Raw genomic sequence first — 15,770 nt, forward strand, 5'->3', positions numbered from 1 at the left:
CCTTTAAGGAGGTTTTTAACGATGGCTAAAAAAATGCCAGAAATCGGCGAATACAAATATGGTTTTCGCGATAAAGACGTTTCCATTTTCCGTTCAAAACGCGGATTAACGAAAGAAGTAGTAGAAGAAATCTCCAATATGAAAAACGAACCAGAGTGGATGCTTGACTTCCGTTTGAAATCTTTGGAGCAATTTTATAAAATGCCAATGCCTCAATGGGGCGGTAACTTAAAAGACTTAAACTTCGATGATATTACGTACTATGTAAAACCATCTGAGAAGTCTGAAAAGTCATGGGATGAAGTACCACCGGAAATTAAAGCAACGTTTGATAAGCTTGGTATTCCGGAAGCTGAGCAAAAATACCTTGCGGGTGTTTCTGCGCAATATGAGTCTGAAGTTGTGTATCACAACATGAAAGAAGACTTAAGCGATCTTGGTATTTTATTTACAGATACAGATACGGCGCTTAAAGAGCACGAAGAGATTTTCAAACAATACTTCGGCACAATTATTCCGCCGACTGATAACAAGTTTGCTGCACTTAACTCGGCTGTATGGTCTGGTGGCTCCTTCATTTACGTACCAAAAGGTGTGAAATGTGATACGCCACTTCAAGCTTACTTCCGTATTAACTCTGAAAACATGGGTCAATTCGAACGTACGCTGATCATTGCGGATGAAGATAGCTCTGTTCACTACGTAGAAGGTTGTACAGCTCCTGTTTATTCAACTAACTCACTTCATAGTGCGGTTGTTGAAATCATCGTTAAGAAAAACGCCTATGCGCGTTACACAACGATTCAAAACTGGGCAAACAACATTTATAACCTTGTTACAAAACGTGCGGTAGCTGAAGAAAATGCAACGATGGAATGGGTAGATGGCAACATCGGTTCCCGTCTAACGATGAAATATCCAGCGGTTATTATGAAAGGCCGTGGCGCAAAAGGGACGATTCTTTCCATTGCGATTGCAGGGAAAGGTCAACACCAAGATGCAGGTGCGAAAGTTGTTCACCTTGCACCAGATTGCTCATCTACCATCGTATCTAAATCAATTTCTAAGCATGGTGGTAAAGTAACGTATCGTGGGATTTCTCACTTTGGACGTCGTTCAGAAGGCTCTAAATCCAATATTAAATGTGATACATTGATTATGGATAACCAGTCTACATCTGATACAATTCCATACAATGAAATCTTAAATAACAATATTACACTTGAACATGAAGCAACGGTTTCTAAAGTATCTGAAGATCAATTGTTCTACTTAATGAGCCGTGGTATTTCAGAACAAGAAGCAACAGAAATGATCGTAATGGGCTTCATCGAGCCATTTACGAAAGAACTACCGATGGAATATGCGGTAGAAATGAACCGTCTCATCAAGTTCGAGATGGAAGGTTCAATCGGTTAAGACCGTATGCAGAAGGCGAACTTTTTATAGTTCGTCTTCTTCTATTTTGGTAGACGATATGTAAAGTAGGTGGGAAACGTGGGTAAATATCAATTAGATCAAAAAGGTAAAGTAGCTGTGGCAAAATATCATGAAAAAAATCAACCTGTTAAAGGTGATAAAAAGGAACGCCTTGAAAAAATGCGTGCAGCATATTTGAACAAAAAGCAAAAACAAGCAGAGCAAAAATAGTGTTCTGTACTAACCCGAAGAACAGCTTTTAATCAGAGCTTGTTTCTTCGGGTTTTTAGTTGCAGGAAAAAAGTAGTCTATAGCGGAATAGTACAATGAATAAGCAGCATGGCATTCGACGTAATCTGTGAGAAAACGAATGATGCTAAAGGGGAGATCGTATGGGTGCAAATTTCATAAAAGAAGGCTTTAAACGAGCAATAGCATTTATACCAACATCAGCACGACCGCTTGAAAAAGCACGGTTTCACTATTTATTTGCAGGTGGAAGTAATCAAGAAGTTATTTCTGCTTTAAAAACGTATCAAAATGAGGACGGTGGCTTTGGTCATGGTATTGAACCTGACTTTAGGATGCCGCTGTCCTCGCCGATGGCGACTTGGGCAGCAGCTCAGCTTTTATATGAATGTGGTGCGACAGCACAAGATCACATCATACAAACGATGAAACGCTATTTGCTCGCAACAATTGATGAAGAAACCGGCATGTGGCCTACGGTGTTACCACAAAACAATGAGTATCCGCATGCGCCGTGGTGGCATTGGTCGCCCGATGCGCAAGCGCAATGGATGTTTAACCCTAGCGTGGAATTAGCAGCTTATTTAGTTCATTGGTCAAAAGCGGACAGTTCCGAGGCAGAAGTAGGTTGGCAAATCATCCATAAAGCTGTTCAGTCGCTAATGAAGCGAGATACGATGGATTTTCATGAAGTCAATAACTATCAGCAGTTTTTACGCATCATATCCCCTCATCTTGCAACATTCGAAAGAGAGAGTCCCTATTCCTTAGAAGAAGTTTCACAGAAAATCATAAGGCTAGCTAAGAAGTGTGTCGATCTTAATCCAACCACGTGGAACGAAGGCTATAAACCGTTGCCGTTAGATTTTATCGATCGTCCTGACCATCCTTTATGTACTGTGTTTGGTTCACTCGTGGAGGAGAACTTTTCATTTTATCGTGAACAAATGAATACAGAAGGTGTTTGGGACATTTCATGGAGCTGGGGAAATGGTGAAGAGGACGCTGAACAGGCAAGACGCGAATGGCAAGGCATTCTTGCCATCAATCGCTATAAAAAGTATCAAGCATTTGGGTATTTGGCGTAAAGCAGTGATAGTGAAAACCCCCTCTTTCAATGGAAGAGGGGGTTTTACAACGTGCATGCGGGAGCTCATTTGAAAGTACTGTTCCTGTTCTTCTTTTGTTATAATACTAGAATATATACATAACGGCGGTTTAGTTTACTTTCCGTAATGACAGGTATAGACTTCTAAAGAGAGGTGTTTTTATGATATCAATCGGTGTAACTGGCTGGGGCGATCATGATTCGCTATATCAAGCAGGAACACGGTCGACAGATAAATTAAGAACATACAGCAGTTATTTTCCCGTTGTGGAGGTTGATTCGTCTTTTTATGCAATTCAACCACAGCGAAATTACGAGAAATGGATCAAAGAAACACCTGATAATTTTTCTTTTATCGTCAAGGCGTATCAAGGCATGACGGGCCATGCACGAAGTGAGGTACCGTTTTCTTCGCATAAAGAAATGTTTGATGCCTTTAAAGAGTCGCTGCAACCGTTGTTGGACGCGCATAAGCTCAAAGCCGTCCTCTTTCAATATCCACCGTGGTTTCAATGTACGAAAGAAAATGTACAAATACTACGTACGACGCGTCAAATCATGGGAGATTTACCACTTGCCTTAGAGTTTCGTAATCAGACGTGGTTTACGGAGGAGCGTAGAGAGGCGACACTATCCTTTATGAAAAGTGAAGGGTGGATTCATACGGTGTGTGATGAGCCCCAAGCAGGACAGGGCTCTGTACCAATCGTAGCGGCAACGACATCAAAAGAAATGGCACTCGTGCGCTTACACGGACGAAACGTGCATGGATGGGTCAATCAAGGACAGCCTAATTGGCGTGATGTTCGTTATTTATATCGTTATAATGAAAAAGAATTGTTACAATGGCAACAGTATGTGGAACAATTACAGAAAGAAACGAAAGACGTGGTCGTTCTTTTTAATAACAATTCAGGTGGCGATGCGGCAGATAATGCCCGCTCCTTCATTTCCATGCTTCAGATTGAATATGATGGACTATCGCCACGACAAATGAACTTATTTTAAGAAACCCCGTTAGCAAGTGAGGACTCCTATGACAAAAACAGTAACTATCTATCATACGAATGACATTCATAGTCATTTTGAAAATTGGCCAATAATCGTTCAAAACATTCATCAAGCAAGAGAAGAAGCCGAGCAAGCTGGGTCTTCTTTTCTTTATTTCGATTGTGGAGATTTTTTAGATCGAGCGCATCCGCTAACAGAAGGAACGCTCGGAACAGGCAATACGGAGCTCTTAAATGGAGCCGCTGTTGATGCGGTCACGATCGGCAATAACGAGGGCATTACCCTCACGAAAGAGGAGCTTAACCAGCTGTATGATAAGGCGTCGTTTCCGATTCTTGTTAGCAATCTGTTTCAAGAAGATGGCACGCGACCCGCATGGGCACAGCCGACGAAAATCTTTCATACAAACGGTTTAAAAATTGGTGTCACAGGGGTTACGGTTAGCTATCCTGATTTCTATGGATCGTTAAATTGGAAGGTGACGGATCCCTTTAGTGAGCTCTCCACCATTTTGCCTAATCTTCGCGCAACGTGTGATCTTGTCATCGTACTGTCTCATTTAGGGTTACGTGATGATGAAAAGATGGCAGCGATGTTTGACGGCATCGACGTAATTCTTGGTGCTCATACACATCACGTTTTGCCCCAAGGGAAGACCGTTGGCACCACACTGATTGCGCAAACGGGAAAATACGGACAATATGTAGGTGCCGTAACACTCGATATAAATGAGACAACGCTACAAAAAAAAGCTACGCTTATTGCGTTAGACAACTTAGAACGCGACCCTAGCACGGTTGCGCTCCTAGCTCAGCAAGAACAGCGGGGTCAAGAACAATTGCAAGAAGTTATTACGGTTCTAGAAGAGCCATTAACAGTGTCGTGGACAGCGCCTTGTCATTTCTCACAACTTATGGCTGATGCTTTGAGCGAATGGTGTGAAGAGCCGATCGCAATGATCAATGCAGGTGTGCTTCTGCAAGGGTTGCCAGCAGGCCCTGTTACAAAAGGGGATTTACATCGCATCTGCCCACATCCCATTAATCCTTGTATCGTTTCATTATCTGGTCGTGAGCTGCAGGAAACGATTAGCATCGGACTAAGTGAAGAAATGATGACAAAAGAAGTGAAAGGCTTTGGCTTTCGAGGGGTTATGATGGGAAGGCTCGTTTTTACGGGTATTGAGGTAGATGAAGCATTGTTACAAACAGAGCCTGACCGCAGCATTACTGTACGTGGTAAAGCGTTACAGCCTGAGGCTACGTATCAGGTGGCGCTTTTAGATATGTTTACTTTTGGTAAGTTATTTCCAGCCGTTGCACAAAGTCATATGAAACAATTTTTATTGCCAGAAACGCTACGTGACTTGCTAGCTTGGAAGCTACAAAAAAGATAAGCAGGGCATTTCACCCCTTTTTTCCTTTTGTCATAGTATGGTGAAAAGGAGAGGGAGTCTATGGTGAAAGAGTATCCTGTCATCATTGAAGGTAGATCGTTTACAGCGGTATCTGTGGAGCTGCCTAAAACAACGTTGTTAGCTGTTTATAATGACAAAGGCTACATTATGTGTGGTGCTCTTGATGTGGCATTGTTAAATAAACAGCTAGGCAGCCGAAAGATTGTTGCTGGGCGCGCCACGGGCGTGCGAACAATTGAAGAATTAATGGAGGCGCCGCTTGAATCGGTAACGACAGAGGCGGAGGCACTCGGCATTTATAAAGGCTTACAAGGCAAGCAAGCACTTCTCTTAATGCTCTAACGAGAAAAACGAACGTTATGTGGCACATGGTTACGTCTACCAAAAAAGGTAACCGTCATGGCATCCACACATCCGTTCGTTTTTCTGTTATTATTTATAACGACGTTTCGTTACAGCTAAAGAGAAGAAATTTACGAGTAACACGTACGTAAGCATCATAATGCGTTCGGTATTCTGTAAATAAATATAAACAAGTAGTAAATAGGATCCTGTGATCAAACAAGCTACTTGTAAGCAGTACATACCTGTAAGAAACTTCCGGAAATCCAAGGACATCCCCCCTGTATTTCAATCAAAAGTTAACCTCAAAGATAGTATAGCAACGTTTGATCAAAAAGGGGATACATTTCATCAATTGTAATAAATTTGATATAAAAATTTAGTTATTACCAATTGAAGAGGAATCATCTTAAAAAACAAGAACTACTTAACAGCGGGAAAGGAGGTTCGCTTATGAATCAAGCGGATCACACATATTTACAGCTATGTCGTTACATTTTAGAAAATGGTACAAAAAAAGAAGATCGAACAGGAACAGGTACACTTAGCATTTTTGGGTATCAAATGCGCTTTAATTTACAAGAAGGTTTTCCTTTACTAACCACAAAGCGAGTGCCTTTTCGTTTAATTGCGAGTGAGTTGTTATGGTTTTTAAAAGGAGATACGAACGTACGCTATTTACTGCAACACAATAATCACATTTGGGATGAATGGGGCTTTCAAAAATGGGTCACTTCCTCTGATTATGATGGACCTGACATGACGAATTTTGGTCTTCGCAGTCAAGAAGATGAGGCTTTTAAAGCGATTTATGAAGCGCAAATGCAACGTTACCAAGAAAAAGTTCTTCATGATGATGACTTTGCGGCACTTTATGGTGACTTAGGCAATGTATATGGCAAGCAATGGCGGAGTTGGGAAGGCGCCAATGGCCAAACGTATGACCAAATTCAATACATCATTCAAGAAATAAAACGAAATCCAGACTCAAGGCGATTAGTATGTTCCGCTTGGAGTGCCTCTGACCTAGAGCATCAACAACTGCCTCCGTGTCATTATGCGTTTCAATTTTACGTTGTAGATGGGAAATTAAGCTGTATGTTTAATATGCGGTCAAACGACGTTTTCCTTGGGTTGCCATTTAACATTGCTTCCTATGCACTGTTAACGCATTTAATTGCTCATGAGTGTCAATTGGACGTTGGCGAGCTGATTTATACGGGTGCGGATGTACACATTTATAGCAATCATATTGAGCAAGTTCAAACGCAACTAACACGTGATCCAAAAAAATTGCCCACACTCACAATAAAGCCAGGAGTTGCCTCCATTTTTGACGTTGAACTGGATGATCTTCAGTTAAACGATTATGACCCGCATCCAACGATTAAAGCAAGTGTTGCTGTCTAAAGGGGAGTTGAGCGTATGATTACATTTGTTGTAGCGATGGATCAAGAGGGGCTGATTGGAGTAGATAATGAGCTTCCATGGCATTTGCCAGCTGATTTACAGCATTTTAAAAAAGTAACAATGGGCAAACCCATTGTTATGGGACGAAAAACGTATGAATCCATTGGACGGCCCTTACCTGGGCGTGAGAATATTGTTATGACTCGGCAACCATCTTATCACATTCCGGGCTGTACGATCGTTCATACGCTAAAAGAGGTGTTAGAGCGAGACGAAGAGGTGTGTGTTATTGGTGGTGCCCATTTATTTCAGCAATTTATGCCCTATGTAGATGAAATGTATATTACGGAAATAGAAGAAACGTTTGAAGGGGATACATACTTTCCTGAGTTTGCTCCGTCACAATGGGAATTGTTGAGTGAACAGCAAGGAATTACTGATGAAAAAAATGTGTATCCTCACCGTTTTTTACACTATAAAAAGAAACAGCGATAAAGAAAAAGTTCCCATTCTAAGCGCAGAGTGCGCATAGGTTGGGAACTTTTCTTATTTTTTCAGGCGTTCTTGTCGTTCCCACACCTTTAACGAGGGATACGGATCAAAGGCCCACTCTGTATACCCGTTATCACGATACATTCCATAATGTAGATGTGGCGGGAATTTCCCAGATGTTCCTGGGGGACCGTAGCCGCTAGAGCCGACATACCCGACAATTGTGCCAGGCTTAACGATATCGCCTTTTTGTATGTCTTTATGGAAACTAGAAAGGTGAGCGTAGTAATGATAAATATTGTTAATATCTCGAATGCCAATGCGCCAGCCGCCAAAGCGATTCCAGCCTTTTGTTTCAACAACCCCATAGGAAGCTGCTTTAACAGGAACACCGTAATCAGCAAAAATATCAGTGCCTTCATGGATGCGACGCCCTCCATATCCTCTACGAGCTCCCCAAGTATCTCGATAGCTATAGTTGGCGTGAAGAGGAACGACGAAAGAATGATCATGAAGCGCAACAGTTCCATACGTCTTATACACACTTGCATTTTGCATAATCATGCTGACGGCCTTATCTCGTTTATAATAATTCCATAAGCCAATTGCAACGTTTTCTTTGTCAAAGCCATAAGGCATGAGTTTCTTGGCAAAGGAATACAGAAGATCTTCATCATCATCGGGATTTGCGATGCCGTCATTGTTGCCATCAAGACCCACGCCACCGAACAGCATAATGGATTGTGGATTGCGATCGGTAAGCACTGGATTAAGAGGACCTACCCATTGTAATCCAGAAAAATATATACCGATGACACCAGTGGGTTTGCCTTTTTCTCTGCTCGTTAACCGGATACTACGCTCATATTGATCAACTCCTGCGTAATAGTACCACGGAATCGAGGTAACAGTTTCCATTTTTTTGTACAGTGCGAGGCGCTGCACATCGGTCGGGCTATAGGTTCGTTGTTGCGCTAACGAACGGTGAGGATGTTGAGCGCACAACGATCCGAGCAAAAGGATCATAACGATACACTTTTTTAACATGGTGAAGCCACTCCTTTTTCACTGCATTCATATCTTTAGTTTGGTTTACAATGCGTTTTTCATAGGAGAAAAATGATGGAAATATTCGTGATTGGAGTTTTCGCTTCAGTTATGTTAAAGTTTTTAATGTATCTCTATTTTTAGTATACAGAGAAACTGTATATAGGAAGATGAATTGGAGTGAGCTGGATTGGCTAATAAGGAAGAACACATTCGTAAGCCGGAATGGCTGAAAATAAAACTAAACACAAACGATAACTACAAGGGCCTCAAGAAAATGATGCGCGAGAAAAAGTTACATACTGTTTGTGAAGAGGCACGATGCCCGAATATTCATGAATGTTGGGCTGTAAGGAAAACGGCTACATTTATGATTTTAGGGGACGTTTGTACACGTGCTTGCCGTTTTTGTGCGGTAAAAACAGGTTTACCAACTGAACTTGACCTACAAGAACCAGAACGCGTTGCTGAATCTGTTGAGCAAATGGGCTTAAAGCACGTGGTTATTACAGCAGTAGCTCGTGATGATTTAAAAGACGGAGGAGCAACTGTTTTTGCGGAAACTGTTCGTGCAATTCGTCGTCGCAATCCGTTTTGTTCAATTGAAGTATTGCCATCTGACATGATGGGTGTTGAAGAAAATCTGCAAACATTAATGGATGCGAAGCCAGATATTATGAACCATAATATTGAAACGGTTCGTAGCTTAACGCCACGTGTACGTGCGCGAGCAACGTATGATCGTACGCTTGAGTTCCTTCGTCGTGCAAAAGAAATGAATGCAGCAATCCCAACCAAATCAAGCATCATGATTGGTTTAGGGGAAACGTGGGAAGAAATTATTGAAACATTTGATGATCTTCGTGCAAATAATGTTGACATCGTAACAGTAGGTCAATATTTACAACCAACGAAAAAACATTTAAAAGTTAAAAAATATTACCATCCTGATGAATTTGCTGAATTGCGTAAAATCGCACTAAGCAAAGGATTTAAACATTGTGAAGCAGGACCACTCGTTCGTTCGTCTTATCATGCAGACGAGCAAGTGAATGCAGCTGCAAAAGCAACACAAGCACAAGCATAAAGAAACAAAGCCGGACTTCCGTGAGGAAAATCCGGCTTTTCTTATTTCATCATCTGCTCGTTTGTTTTTTCGCCTTTCGTTTCCCCATTTGGATTTTCACCAGGGCTCACATCATGTCCTTGAGGCGCTTTTTTCATTTGAGAAATAAGTCGTCCAATGGCACCATCAACGTTTTCGGTATGATTTTGAATGGATTTATATTGCCCAAGCTTACCAATCATTCCTGGTTGATCGGAAACGTACACGTGGTAATAACGAGGGACAACAGAAAAGGCAGCTTTTTTAACATTATCGGCCATGTACACTCGATTTTTGTTGCTTGTTTTGTAGGCCATAAACACTTCTTCATCTGTTACAAATACGGCAACGTCCAATACATTAGGATAGCGAATCGCATTGTCCGCGATAATTTCAGCAAGACGTTGACGGTTAATGGTTGCTAATTTATGAGATGGTAGTGGTTTTTTATTATCGCCTTTATATTCGTGGCGCACAAAGCCAAAGTGACCATCCATTCCATCTGGAGAAAGTTTGTTTTGAGGCGTGCCGTTTTTATAGCTAACATTGGAAAAACGGTAGCCTTTTTCTTCTTTTTGTGAAGCATCACGGTTACATCCTCCCAATAGGAGCGCTATGGCACAGCTTGCTGTAAGTAAGATTTTTTTGTTCATTGTAATCACCTCCTACCCTTAGGGTGACCGTTTCTGTGCTTTTTTTCTCATGAAATTGTTGGCTGTAAATGAAAAAGACGTGGTAAAATAAAGGAAGAGAGGTGAAATCATGATTTGTATTGGAGATTTATGCTACGAAATACTTGAAAACAATAAAGAGGCGTTTAACGAAGAACAATTTAAAGCGCGCTTTAGTGAAATCCTACATAAATACGATTATATTGTTGGTGATATCGGCTACGAGCAATTACGTCTTCGTGGTTTCTTTGAAGATAGCCATGATAAAGCGACGTATGATACAAAAATAAGCACATTGCCTGAATACGTTTACGAATATTGTAATTTTGGTTGTCCGTATTTTGTCTTGAAAAAAGTGCGATCATAAGAAAAACCGGGGTGTGATTTCCCCGGTTATCGTTCTTATTGAACGTCATCATACGGTGCTTCTTGATCCTCGCTCGGATCGTCATGTGTCGGATGAGCACCGGGATATTGACGTGCCATGCCTGCGTGCAGCGTTTTATTTTCATAATTAAAGGCGCTGTAACTGCGTTGATTCGGTTCCCATGGTGTAGATTTCCCGAGCTTTACGACAAGGGGAGATCCATAAGGCCCTTCTGGAAAGTCTTCAGGTAACACATAACGGCGCCCTGTCTCCACGTTAGAAAAGTCAGTGTACGTTTCTTCGTCTTTATCGTACAACAAGATCAGTCCTTTCAGGCATTGAATTTAAGGATGGTAACCATCCTGTCTTTACTGTGCCCAGTTTCCCAATACAAGTTGTATAATTTTTTTTATCAAAACGTTTCATATAAAAATTCTCTAAGCTCTTGGGCATCGCGTTCGCTCAATTGAAAGGCATGCTCTAAATAGCCTTCTTCATTTAAATCATCTTCCCCAATTATAGCAAAACGATTGCCTTGAATATCAAGGACTAAGCTTTTTCCGTAATAGCGATCGCTCTTAATAATCGCTAAGTCAAAGCGCGCTTCTTCTCCCATAAAACTTACAAATCGTGTTTTCGTGTCCACGGTATCATCATATAGAAAAAAACGTTCATTACTCACGGTTTTTTCCTCCTTTACGTTACAATAGAATGTCCTCATTTATCATAGCATGGCAATGGAATGATTCCTAATAATTTTGTGATTTGTGATACACTAGAACTGATATTGCAGAAAGCAGGGTGTGAATATGTATTTTGTAGATCGAACAAAAATAGAACAAACATTAGTTCATATGGAAAATCTTTTGAAAGCGGTTGAATCGCTTAAAGAATGTACAAGTACAATCGAACAATTAGCTTTAGAGCGTGCCACTCATATTGTGATTGAGAGCATGATGGATGTCGGGAATGCAATTATTGATGGATTTATTATGCGTGATCCTGGCAGCTATGAAGACATTTTAGATATCTTTTGGGATGAAAAAGTGCTGACAGAAAGTGAAGCAGCCTCCTTAAAGCAAGTAGTTAGCTTGCGAAAAATGCTCGTGCAACAGTTTATTGACGTAGATCATGCACATCTTCAAGAGGTGCTTACAAAGCAAGCATCAGCGCTATCTACGTTTTCAAGCAGTGTGCGCCGTTATTTAGAAAAAGAGCTAGGACCAGTCAGTGCCTTCTTACCTGAAAACCATTAATAAGAAGCGATATATTATACTTTTATAATAAAGTACTGTACAATGTGGGCAGGAAGGTGATGTTTGATGGCAATGGCTAAAAACACCTCTACCCGTTCAGTGATTGTACAAATGCTTAAACGCCAAAAAGATTTAACGGTAACGCAGATGGCAGGTGAATTAGGCGTAACCGAAATGGCAGTGCGCCGACATTTGCATGCCCTTGAAAAAGATGCGTTAATTGAAGCAACGCTTGTTCGTCAGCCGATGGGACGTCCACTTAGTGTGTATCGTCTATCAGAAGAAGCGGAGGAACAATTTCCGCGCAACTATGCAGGGCTTACGTTAGAATTTATGCAAGATTTTCAAGATATCGCGGGTAATGATGTGGTCGATGATTTATTTGCTCGTCGTGAAAGCCGCTTATATGAACAATACGCTCCACGAATGGCTCATACTACGTTTGAAGATCAAGTAGCTGAACTGACCGCAATTGTGAATGAAGCAGGTTATATGGCTGAATGGGAAAAAACAGACGCACATTATGAAATAAAAGAATTTAACTGCCCGATTGCAAAAGTGGCAGATCACTATGAACAAGCTTGTCATTGTGAACTTTCTCTTTTTAAGAAGCTCTTAGGAACGACTCGCGTTGAGCGAACCGAATGCTTAGCAAAAGGTGGTTCATGTTGTAAGTATAGAATAGCAGCAGAATAAGACGGTAATGGAAAACGCGGCTTCTTAATTGAAGTCGCGTTTTAGTATCATGAATGAAAAAAAGGAGTGATTCCTGTTGAAAACATACAACGGTTATTTAATTGATTTAGACGGAACAATGTATCGAGGAACAGAACGAATTCTAGAAGCGGTCCAGTTCGTCCAAGCACTCAATGTGCGTAATATTCCATACTTGTTCGTCACGAACAATTCTTCTAAAACAAAAAAACAAGTTGCTGATGTGCTAGCTTCCTTTGAAATTCCGGCTAGTGAAGAGCATGTGTACACAACAAGCATGGCCACAGCCAACTACTTGGAGCGCTTAAAGAAGCAAGCCTCTGTATACTGTATTGGTGAAGCGGGTATTCAAGAGGCGCTACAAGAAAAGGGCTTTACGTTCACAGAAGAGCGTCCAGACTTTGTTGTCGTTGGAATCGACCGATCCATCACATATGAAAAATTAGCTAAAGCATGCTTAGCTGTCCGTGCTGGAGCAACATTGATCTCGACAAATGGTGATATTGCATTACCAACGGAACGTGGCCTATTACCTGGTAATGGCTCTTTAACGTCTGTTATTAGCGTTTCTACAGAAACAAAACCAACGTTCATCGGTAAACCAGAGCCCATTATTATGGAAATGGCTTTAGAGCAACTTGGAACGAAAAAAGAAGAAACACTAATGGTTGGTGATAATTACCAAACCGATATTCTAGCTGGGATTACGTCAGGCATGGATACGCTGCTCGTCCATACCGGTGTTACGACGAAAGAGCACTTACAGCACATTGAAGTGCAGCCAACCTATACGGTAAATGGGCTAGATGAATGGAAGTTGAAATAGAAAATCCTACGTTCTCATCCTTACAAAAGGGTGAGGGCTTTTTTTTTGGGATCGTTTAAAACACCACAATGGGTACGCGTTAAAGGGAGTGATAGCGAATAATTTTCTGAGCGCTTCCACACTAAAGAATATTTATTCGGAATTAGCGGCTCGATGGGCAAGGCGACTAGACGCTGCAGCTGCAATGGCACCAACAATATCATCAAGAAATGTATGCACTTTTCCTGTTGATTTATCATTCAATTTCTCAAGAATACCAGGTTTTTGTTTGTCAATAAAGCCGTAGTTCGTAAAGCCAATCGAACCATAAATGTTAACGATAGAAAGCGCAATGACTTCATCAATGCCATACAGACTTTCATCATTAGCTAGTATATCTTGTAGGGGACCGTCAATCAGCTTTCTTTCTGCCATTAAATCAAGCTGAATGCCTGTTAAGATGGCATTTTGTACTTCACGCTTTGCGAGGACACGTTCCACATTTTCGAGGCAAACAGATAATTCTAAATGAGGATGATAAGGTACTTGGAGAAAGTAGACGAGTTCCGCGATATCTTTTAACGTTACACCGCGTTCGCTTAACATGCGCATAGCGGTGTCGTGAATGTTGACGATTTTTTTCTCTTTCATAGAATTCTCCTTTAATGATGCATTTTAGTGTGCTATAGAATGGGGAGCATCTCTTTACTAACATTTCCAATCCTGCATAAAAAATAACCATCACTCCAAAACGTATGCTTATTCTACTGTTTAATGGTAGCAAATAAGAATGTATTTGGCGTGTAGTGGAAAAGGACTCCTCTCTGATCTTTGGAGAATAAGACAGTTTACCGTGGGCTTTCTGCTATAGTGGTCGTCAAAGTATATGTGCTTATCGCTAAGATATGAGTTGTCGGCAAGTTTTGTTAACGAAACGGGCTATTAGGTCATAGACTATAATTATTGAATAAAGCAGGGGTGGAGCGCCATGTTTGAACGTGATATCTTTCACCATTATCAGCTATATTGTGAAAACAAATGTACCATTCATAATTACCGTTACTTTGAATCAAATGGTGATCAATTTGTAGTCGTGCCGAAGAAGAAAATGACAATTGATCGCATTGAAGAGCTTCTTTATTATGGAGATTACTTACAGTATCGAGGCGAAAGAGGGGTAGCGGAGCTTTGTCCTACCTTAACAAATATGCCAAATGCGCATGTGGATGGGGAGCCAGTATTGTTGTACCGGTTGGCACCATGGGAAGATACGCGTGAAGAGCGACGTGAACTTGGAGAGGAGCTTGCACTGTTTCACCGTAATGGCAAAGGTGTACCATTGCCTCCCTATCCGACAGAAAGTATTTTATTTGGAAACTGGGCACCACTTTGGATGGAGCGGGTTGACCGTGCGCGTGAACAATATCATAAAGTATTTTTGAAGCCGGTTAAAACGGAATTTGATCAATTATTTTTAACCACCTTTCCGTATTATGAAGGAATATCGGAAAATGCGATTCAATATATCATCGATTATGAAATGGAAGATGCTCCGCGTGAGGAGTTTGTGCCAACCATTTGTCATGATCGGTTTCAAGTGACCTCATGGTTGCAGCGAGATAATGATTATGTAAAGTTGCCGACTGGTTGGGTCGTTGATCATCCTGTTCGCGATTTGGCAGAGTGGATTCGCTCCCTTGTATTTCAACCGTCTTTTGAACCAACAGCCATTGTTTCGTTTTTAGATGAGTATGAAAAAGTGACGCCCTTAAATCGCGAAAATTGGCGGTTGCTTTATGGTCGTTTGCTGTTTCCTGTTTGGTATTATGACTTTTTGGAAACGCATTATGAAAATGAATATGATTTTGGGAAAAAAGCAAGTGAACGTGCGTTTTTATCGTGCTTGCAGTTAGAAGAGCAAAATGAGGCGTTTTTGCGGTCATTTTTCCCGATGATTGGCTTGCGTGCCGAAGAACATTATATACCGCTTGTTGATTGGTTAACCCCTCTCTAAGCATAGAAACTTGGAATTCACTATTTCCTCTGTTTTGTGACGCGTGCGAGATTGACGTGGTTGCGCGCGATTAACTGTGGTCTCCGCGCCAACTGGGAATCTTGTGCGCTTTACTCTTTTTTCTATCATTGAAGAGCTTTTACGCTATTTTTTCTCATTTTTGAGCGCATTTACGAGAGGATCTCTTCATTTTCTCTATTTTCATCCTTTGCCTACGTTGTTGGAAGCAATTTACCTAATCTGCGCGCGAATCGAGGGCCCCTGCGCGCGAACGGACCTGGTCTGCGCGCGAATCGAGGGCCCCTGCGCGCGAACGGACCTGGTCTGCGCGCGAATCGAGGGC

The 15,770-nt window shown here is 41.4% G+C and carries 20 protein-coding genes; 14 read left to right on the forward strand and 6 right to left on the reverse strand.

Features of this window, described 5'->3' with window-relative positions; translation table 11 throughout:
- Positions 1-21 precede the first annotated feature (21 nt).
- From sufB to A374_RS02890, 6 genes are all read left to right on the forward strand, one after another.
- Positions 22-1,419, forward strand: a complete 1,398-nt coding sequence (gene sufB, locus A374_RS02865; protein WP_007200675.1) for a Fe-S cluster assembly protein SufB — start codon at positions 22-24, stop codon at positions 1,417-1,419.
- Between the two features lie 78 nt (positions 1,420-1,497).
- Positions 1,498-1,650, forward strand: coding sequence for a hypothetical protein (locus A374_RS20885; protein WP_007200676.1), 153 nt, complete (start codon positions 1,498-1,500; stop codon positions 1,648-1,650).
- 161 nt (positions 1,651-1,811) lie between these two features.
- Entirely contained in the window at positions 1,812-2,756 is a 945-nt protein-coding gene (locus tag A374_RS02875) for a hypothetical protein (RefSeq protein ID WP_007200677.1), read from the forward strand.
- Positions 2,757-2,938: 182 nt separating this feature from the next.
- Entirely contained in the window at positions 2,939-3,784 is an 846-nt protein-coding gene (locus A374_RS02880; protein WP_007200678.1) for a DUF72 domain-containing protein, read from the forward strand.
- Between the two features lie 28 nt (positions 3,785-3,812).
- Positions 3,813-5,183 carry a bifunctional metallophosphatase/5'-nucleotidase gene (locus A374_RS02885; RefSeq protein WP_007200679.1) on the forward strand — a complete coding sequence of 457 codons (1,371 nt, stop codon included), beginning with the start codon at positions 3,813-3,815 and terminating at the stop codon, positions 5,181-5,183.
- Positions 5,184-5,243: 60 nt separating this feature from the next.
- Positions 5,244-5,546: a YunC family protein gene (locus A374_RS02890; RefSeq protein WP_007200680.1), complete on the forward strand. Its 303-nt coding sequence runs from the start codon at positions 5,244-5,246 to the stop codon at positions 5,544-5,546.
- A 90-nt stretch (positions 5,547-5,636) separates the two neighbouring features.
- On the opposite strand, the gene A374_RS02895 is transcribed toward A374_RS02890, so the two are convergent.
- The gene (locus A374_RS02895) at positions 5,637-5,816 is read right to left on the reverse strand and encodes a hypothetical protein (protein ID WP_040340254.1); all 180 of its coding nucleotides are present in this window, start codon (positions 5,814-5,816) and stop codon (positions 5,637-5,639) included.
- Positions 5,817-5,999: 183 nt separating this feature from the next.
- Here A374_RS02895 and A374_RS02900 point away from each other — a divergent pair, with 183 nt between their 5' ends.
- Both A374_RS02900 and A374_RS02905 read left to right on the forward strand, forming a co-directional pair.
- Complete coding sequence (locus A374_RS02900; RefSeq protein ID WP_007200681.1) at positions 6,000-6,956, forward strand: thymidylate synthase; 957 nt, start codon at positions 6,000-6,002, stop codon at positions 6,954-6,956.
- A gap of 15 nt (positions 6,957-6,971) precedes the next feature.
- Entirely contained in the window at positions 6,972-7,451 is a 480-nt protein-coding gene (locus A374_RS02905; protein WP_007200682.1) for a dihydrofolate reductase, read from the forward strand.
- Between the two features lie 51 nt (positions 7,452-7,502).
- Here A374_RS02905 and A374_RS02910 read toward each other — a convergent pair whose 3' ends face one another.
- The gene (locus tag A374_RS02910; protein ID WP_007200683.1) at positions 7,503-8,495 is read right to left on the reverse strand and encodes a M23 family metallopeptidase; all 993 of its coding nucleotides are present in this window, start codon (positions 8,493-8,495) and stop codon (positions 7,503-7,505) included.
- Between the two features lie 190 nt (positions 8,496-8,685).
- Between A374_RS02910 and lipA the strand changes: the two genes are divergently transcribed.
- Positions 8,686-9,582: a lipoyl synthase gene (lipA, locus tag A374_RS02915; RefSeq protein WP_007200684.1), complete on the forward strand. Its 897-nt coding sequence runs from the start codon at positions 8,686-8,688 to the stop codon at positions 9,580-9,582.
- A gap of 41 nt (positions 9,583-9,623) precedes the next feature.
- Here lipA and A374_RS02920 read toward each other — a convergent pair whose 3' ends face one another.
- Positions 9,624-10,253 carry a YhcN/YlaJ family sporulation lipoprotein gene (locus A374_RS02920; protein WP_007200685.1) on the reverse strand — a complete coding sequence of 210 codons (630 nt, stop codon included), beginning with the start codon at positions 10,251-10,253 and terminating at the stop codon, positions 9,624-9,626.
- Between the two features lie 109 nt (positions 10,254-10,362).
- On the opposite strand from A374_RS02920, the gene A374_RS02925 reads away from it, so the two are divergent.
- Positions 10,363-10,638, forward strand: a complete 276-nt coding sequence (locus A374_RS02925) for a YutD family protein (RefSeq protein WP_007200686.1) — start codon at positions 10,363-10,365, stop codon at positions 10,636-10,638.
- Between the two features lie 35 nt (positions 10,639-10,673).
- Here the strand turns inward: A374_RS02925 and A374_RS02930 are convergent, their stop codons facing one another.
- The gene (locus tag A374_RS02930) at positions 10,674-10,955 is read right to left on the reverse strand and encodes a hypothetical protein (RefSeq protein WP_007200687.1); all 282 of its coding nucleotides are present in this window, start codon (positions 10,953-10,955) and stop codon (positions 10,674-10,676) included.
- Between the two features lie 95 nt (positions 10,956-11,050).
- On the reverse strand, positions 11,051-11,320 hold the full coding sequence (locus A374_RS02935; protein ID WP_007200688.1) for a DUF3055 domain-containing protein: 270 nt from the start codon (positions 11,318-11,320) through the stop codon (positions 11,051-11,053).
- A 127-nt stretch (positions 11,321-11,447) separates the two neighbouring features.
- On the opposite strand from A374_RS02935, the gene A374_RS02940 reads away from it, so the two are divergent.
- From A374_RS02940 to A374_RS02950, 3 genes are all read left to right on the forward strand, one after another.
- Positions 11,448-11,894 carry a DUF86 domain-containing protein gene (locus A374_RS02940; RefSeq protein ID WP_007200689.1) on the forward strand — a complete coding sequence of 149 codons (447 nt, stop codon included), beginning with the start codon at positions 11,448-11,450 and terminating at the stop codon, positions 11,892-11,894.
- A gap of 66 nt (positions 11,895-11,960) precedes the next feature.
- Positions 11,961-12,590 carry a helix-turn-helix transcriptional regulator gene (locus A374_RS02945; RefSeq protein WP_007200690.1) on the forward strand — a complete coding sequence of 210 codons (630 nt, stop codon included), beginning with the start codon at positions 11,961-11,963 and terminating at the stop codon, positions 12,588-12,590.
- 76 nt (positions 12,591-12,666) lie between these two features.
- A complete protein-coding gene (locus A374_RS02950; protein WP_007200691.1) occupies positions 12,667-13,434 on the forward strand; it encodes a TIGR01457 family HAD-type hydrolase in 768 nt (255 codons plus the stop codon).
- Positions 13,435-13,566: 132 nt separating this feature from the next.
- Here the strand turns inward: A374_RS02950 and A374_RS02955 are convergent, their stop codons facing one another.
- Complete coding sequence (locus A374_RS02955) at positions 13,567-14,064, reverse strand: phosphatidylglycerophosphatase A family protein (protein WP_007200692.1); 498 nt, start codon at positions 14,062-14,064, stop codon at positions 13,567-13,569.
- Positions 14,065-14,401: 337 nt separating this feature from the next.
- Between A374_RS02955 and yutH the strand changes: the two genes are divergently transcribed.
- Positions 14,402-15,427: a spore coat putative kinase YutH gene (yutH, locus tag A374_RS02960; protein ID WP_007200693.1), complete on the forward strand. Its 1,026-nt coding sequence runs from the start codon at positions 14,402-14,404 to the stop codon at positions 15,425-15,427.
- The last annotated feature ends 343 nt before the right edge of the window (positions 15,428-15,770 follow it).

The organism is Fictibacillus macauensis ZFHKF-1 (genome assembly GCF_000269865.1).
Taxonomy (GTDB): domain Bacteria; phylum Bacillota; class Bacilli; order Bacillales; family Fictibacillaceae; genus Fictibacillus_C; species Fictibacillus_C macauensis.

What these genes read in the sequence shown, in the direction of transcription:
- A374_RS02945 (WP_007200690.1), top strand. Translation starts at nt 11,961, where the DNA reads ATGGCAATGGCTAAAAACACCTCTACCCGTTCAGTGATTGTACAAATG.
- A374_RS02955 (WP_007200692.1), bottom strand. Translation starts at nt 14,064, where the DNA reads ATGAAAGAGAAAAAAATCGTCAACATTCACGACACCGCTATGCGCATG.
- A374_RS02920 (WP_007200685.1), bottom strand. Translation starts at nt 10,253, where the DNA reads ATGAACAAAAAAATCTTACTTACAGCAAGCTGTGCCATAGCGCTCCTA.
- A374_RS02940 (WP_007200689.1), top strand. Translation starts at nt 11,448, where the DNA reads ATGTATTTTGTAGATCGAACAAAAATAGAACAAACATTAGTTCATATG.
- A374_RS02885 (WP_007200679.1), top strand. Translation starts at nt 3,813, where the DNA reads ATGACAAAAACAGTAACTATCTATCATACGAATGACATTCATAGTCAT.
- A374_RS02925 (WP_007200686.1), top strand. Translation starts at nt 10,363, where the DNA reads ATGATTTGTATTGGAGATTTATGCTACGAAATACTTGAAAACAATAAA.
- A374_RS02900 (WP_007200681.1), top strand. Translation starts at nt 6,000, where the DNA reads ATGAATCAAGCGGATCACACATATTTACAGCTATGTCGTTACATTTTA.
- A374_RS02890 (WP_007200680.1), top strand. Translation starts at nt 5,244, where the DNA reads ATGGTGAAAGAGTATCCTGTCATCATTGAAGGTAGATCGTTTACAGCG.
- A374_RS02875 (WP_007200677.1), top strand. Translation starts at nt 1,812, where the DNA reads ATGGGTGCAAATTTCATAAAAGAAGGCTTTAAACGAGCAATAGCATTT.
- yutH (WP_007200693.1), top strand. Translation starts at nt 14,402, where the DNA reads ATGTTTGAACGTGATATCTTTCACCATTATCAGCTATATTGTGAAAAC.
- A374_RS02905 (WP_007200682.1), top strand. Translation starts at nt 6,972, where the DNA reads ATGATTACATTTGTTGTAGCGATGGATCAAGAGGGGCTGATTGGAGTA.
- sufB (WP_007200675.1), top strand. Translation starts at nt 22, where the DNA reads ATGGCTAAAAAAATGCCAGAAATCGGCGAATACAAATATGGTTTTCGC.
- A374_RS02880 (WP_007200678.1), top strand. Translation starts at nt 2,939, where the DNA reads ATGATATCAATCGGTGTAACTGGCTGGGGCGATCATGATTCGCTATAT.
- A374_RS02910 (WP_007200683.1), bottom strand. Translation starts at nt 8,495, where the DNA reads ATGTTAAAAAAGTGTATCGTTATGATCCTTTTGCTCGGATCGTTGTGC.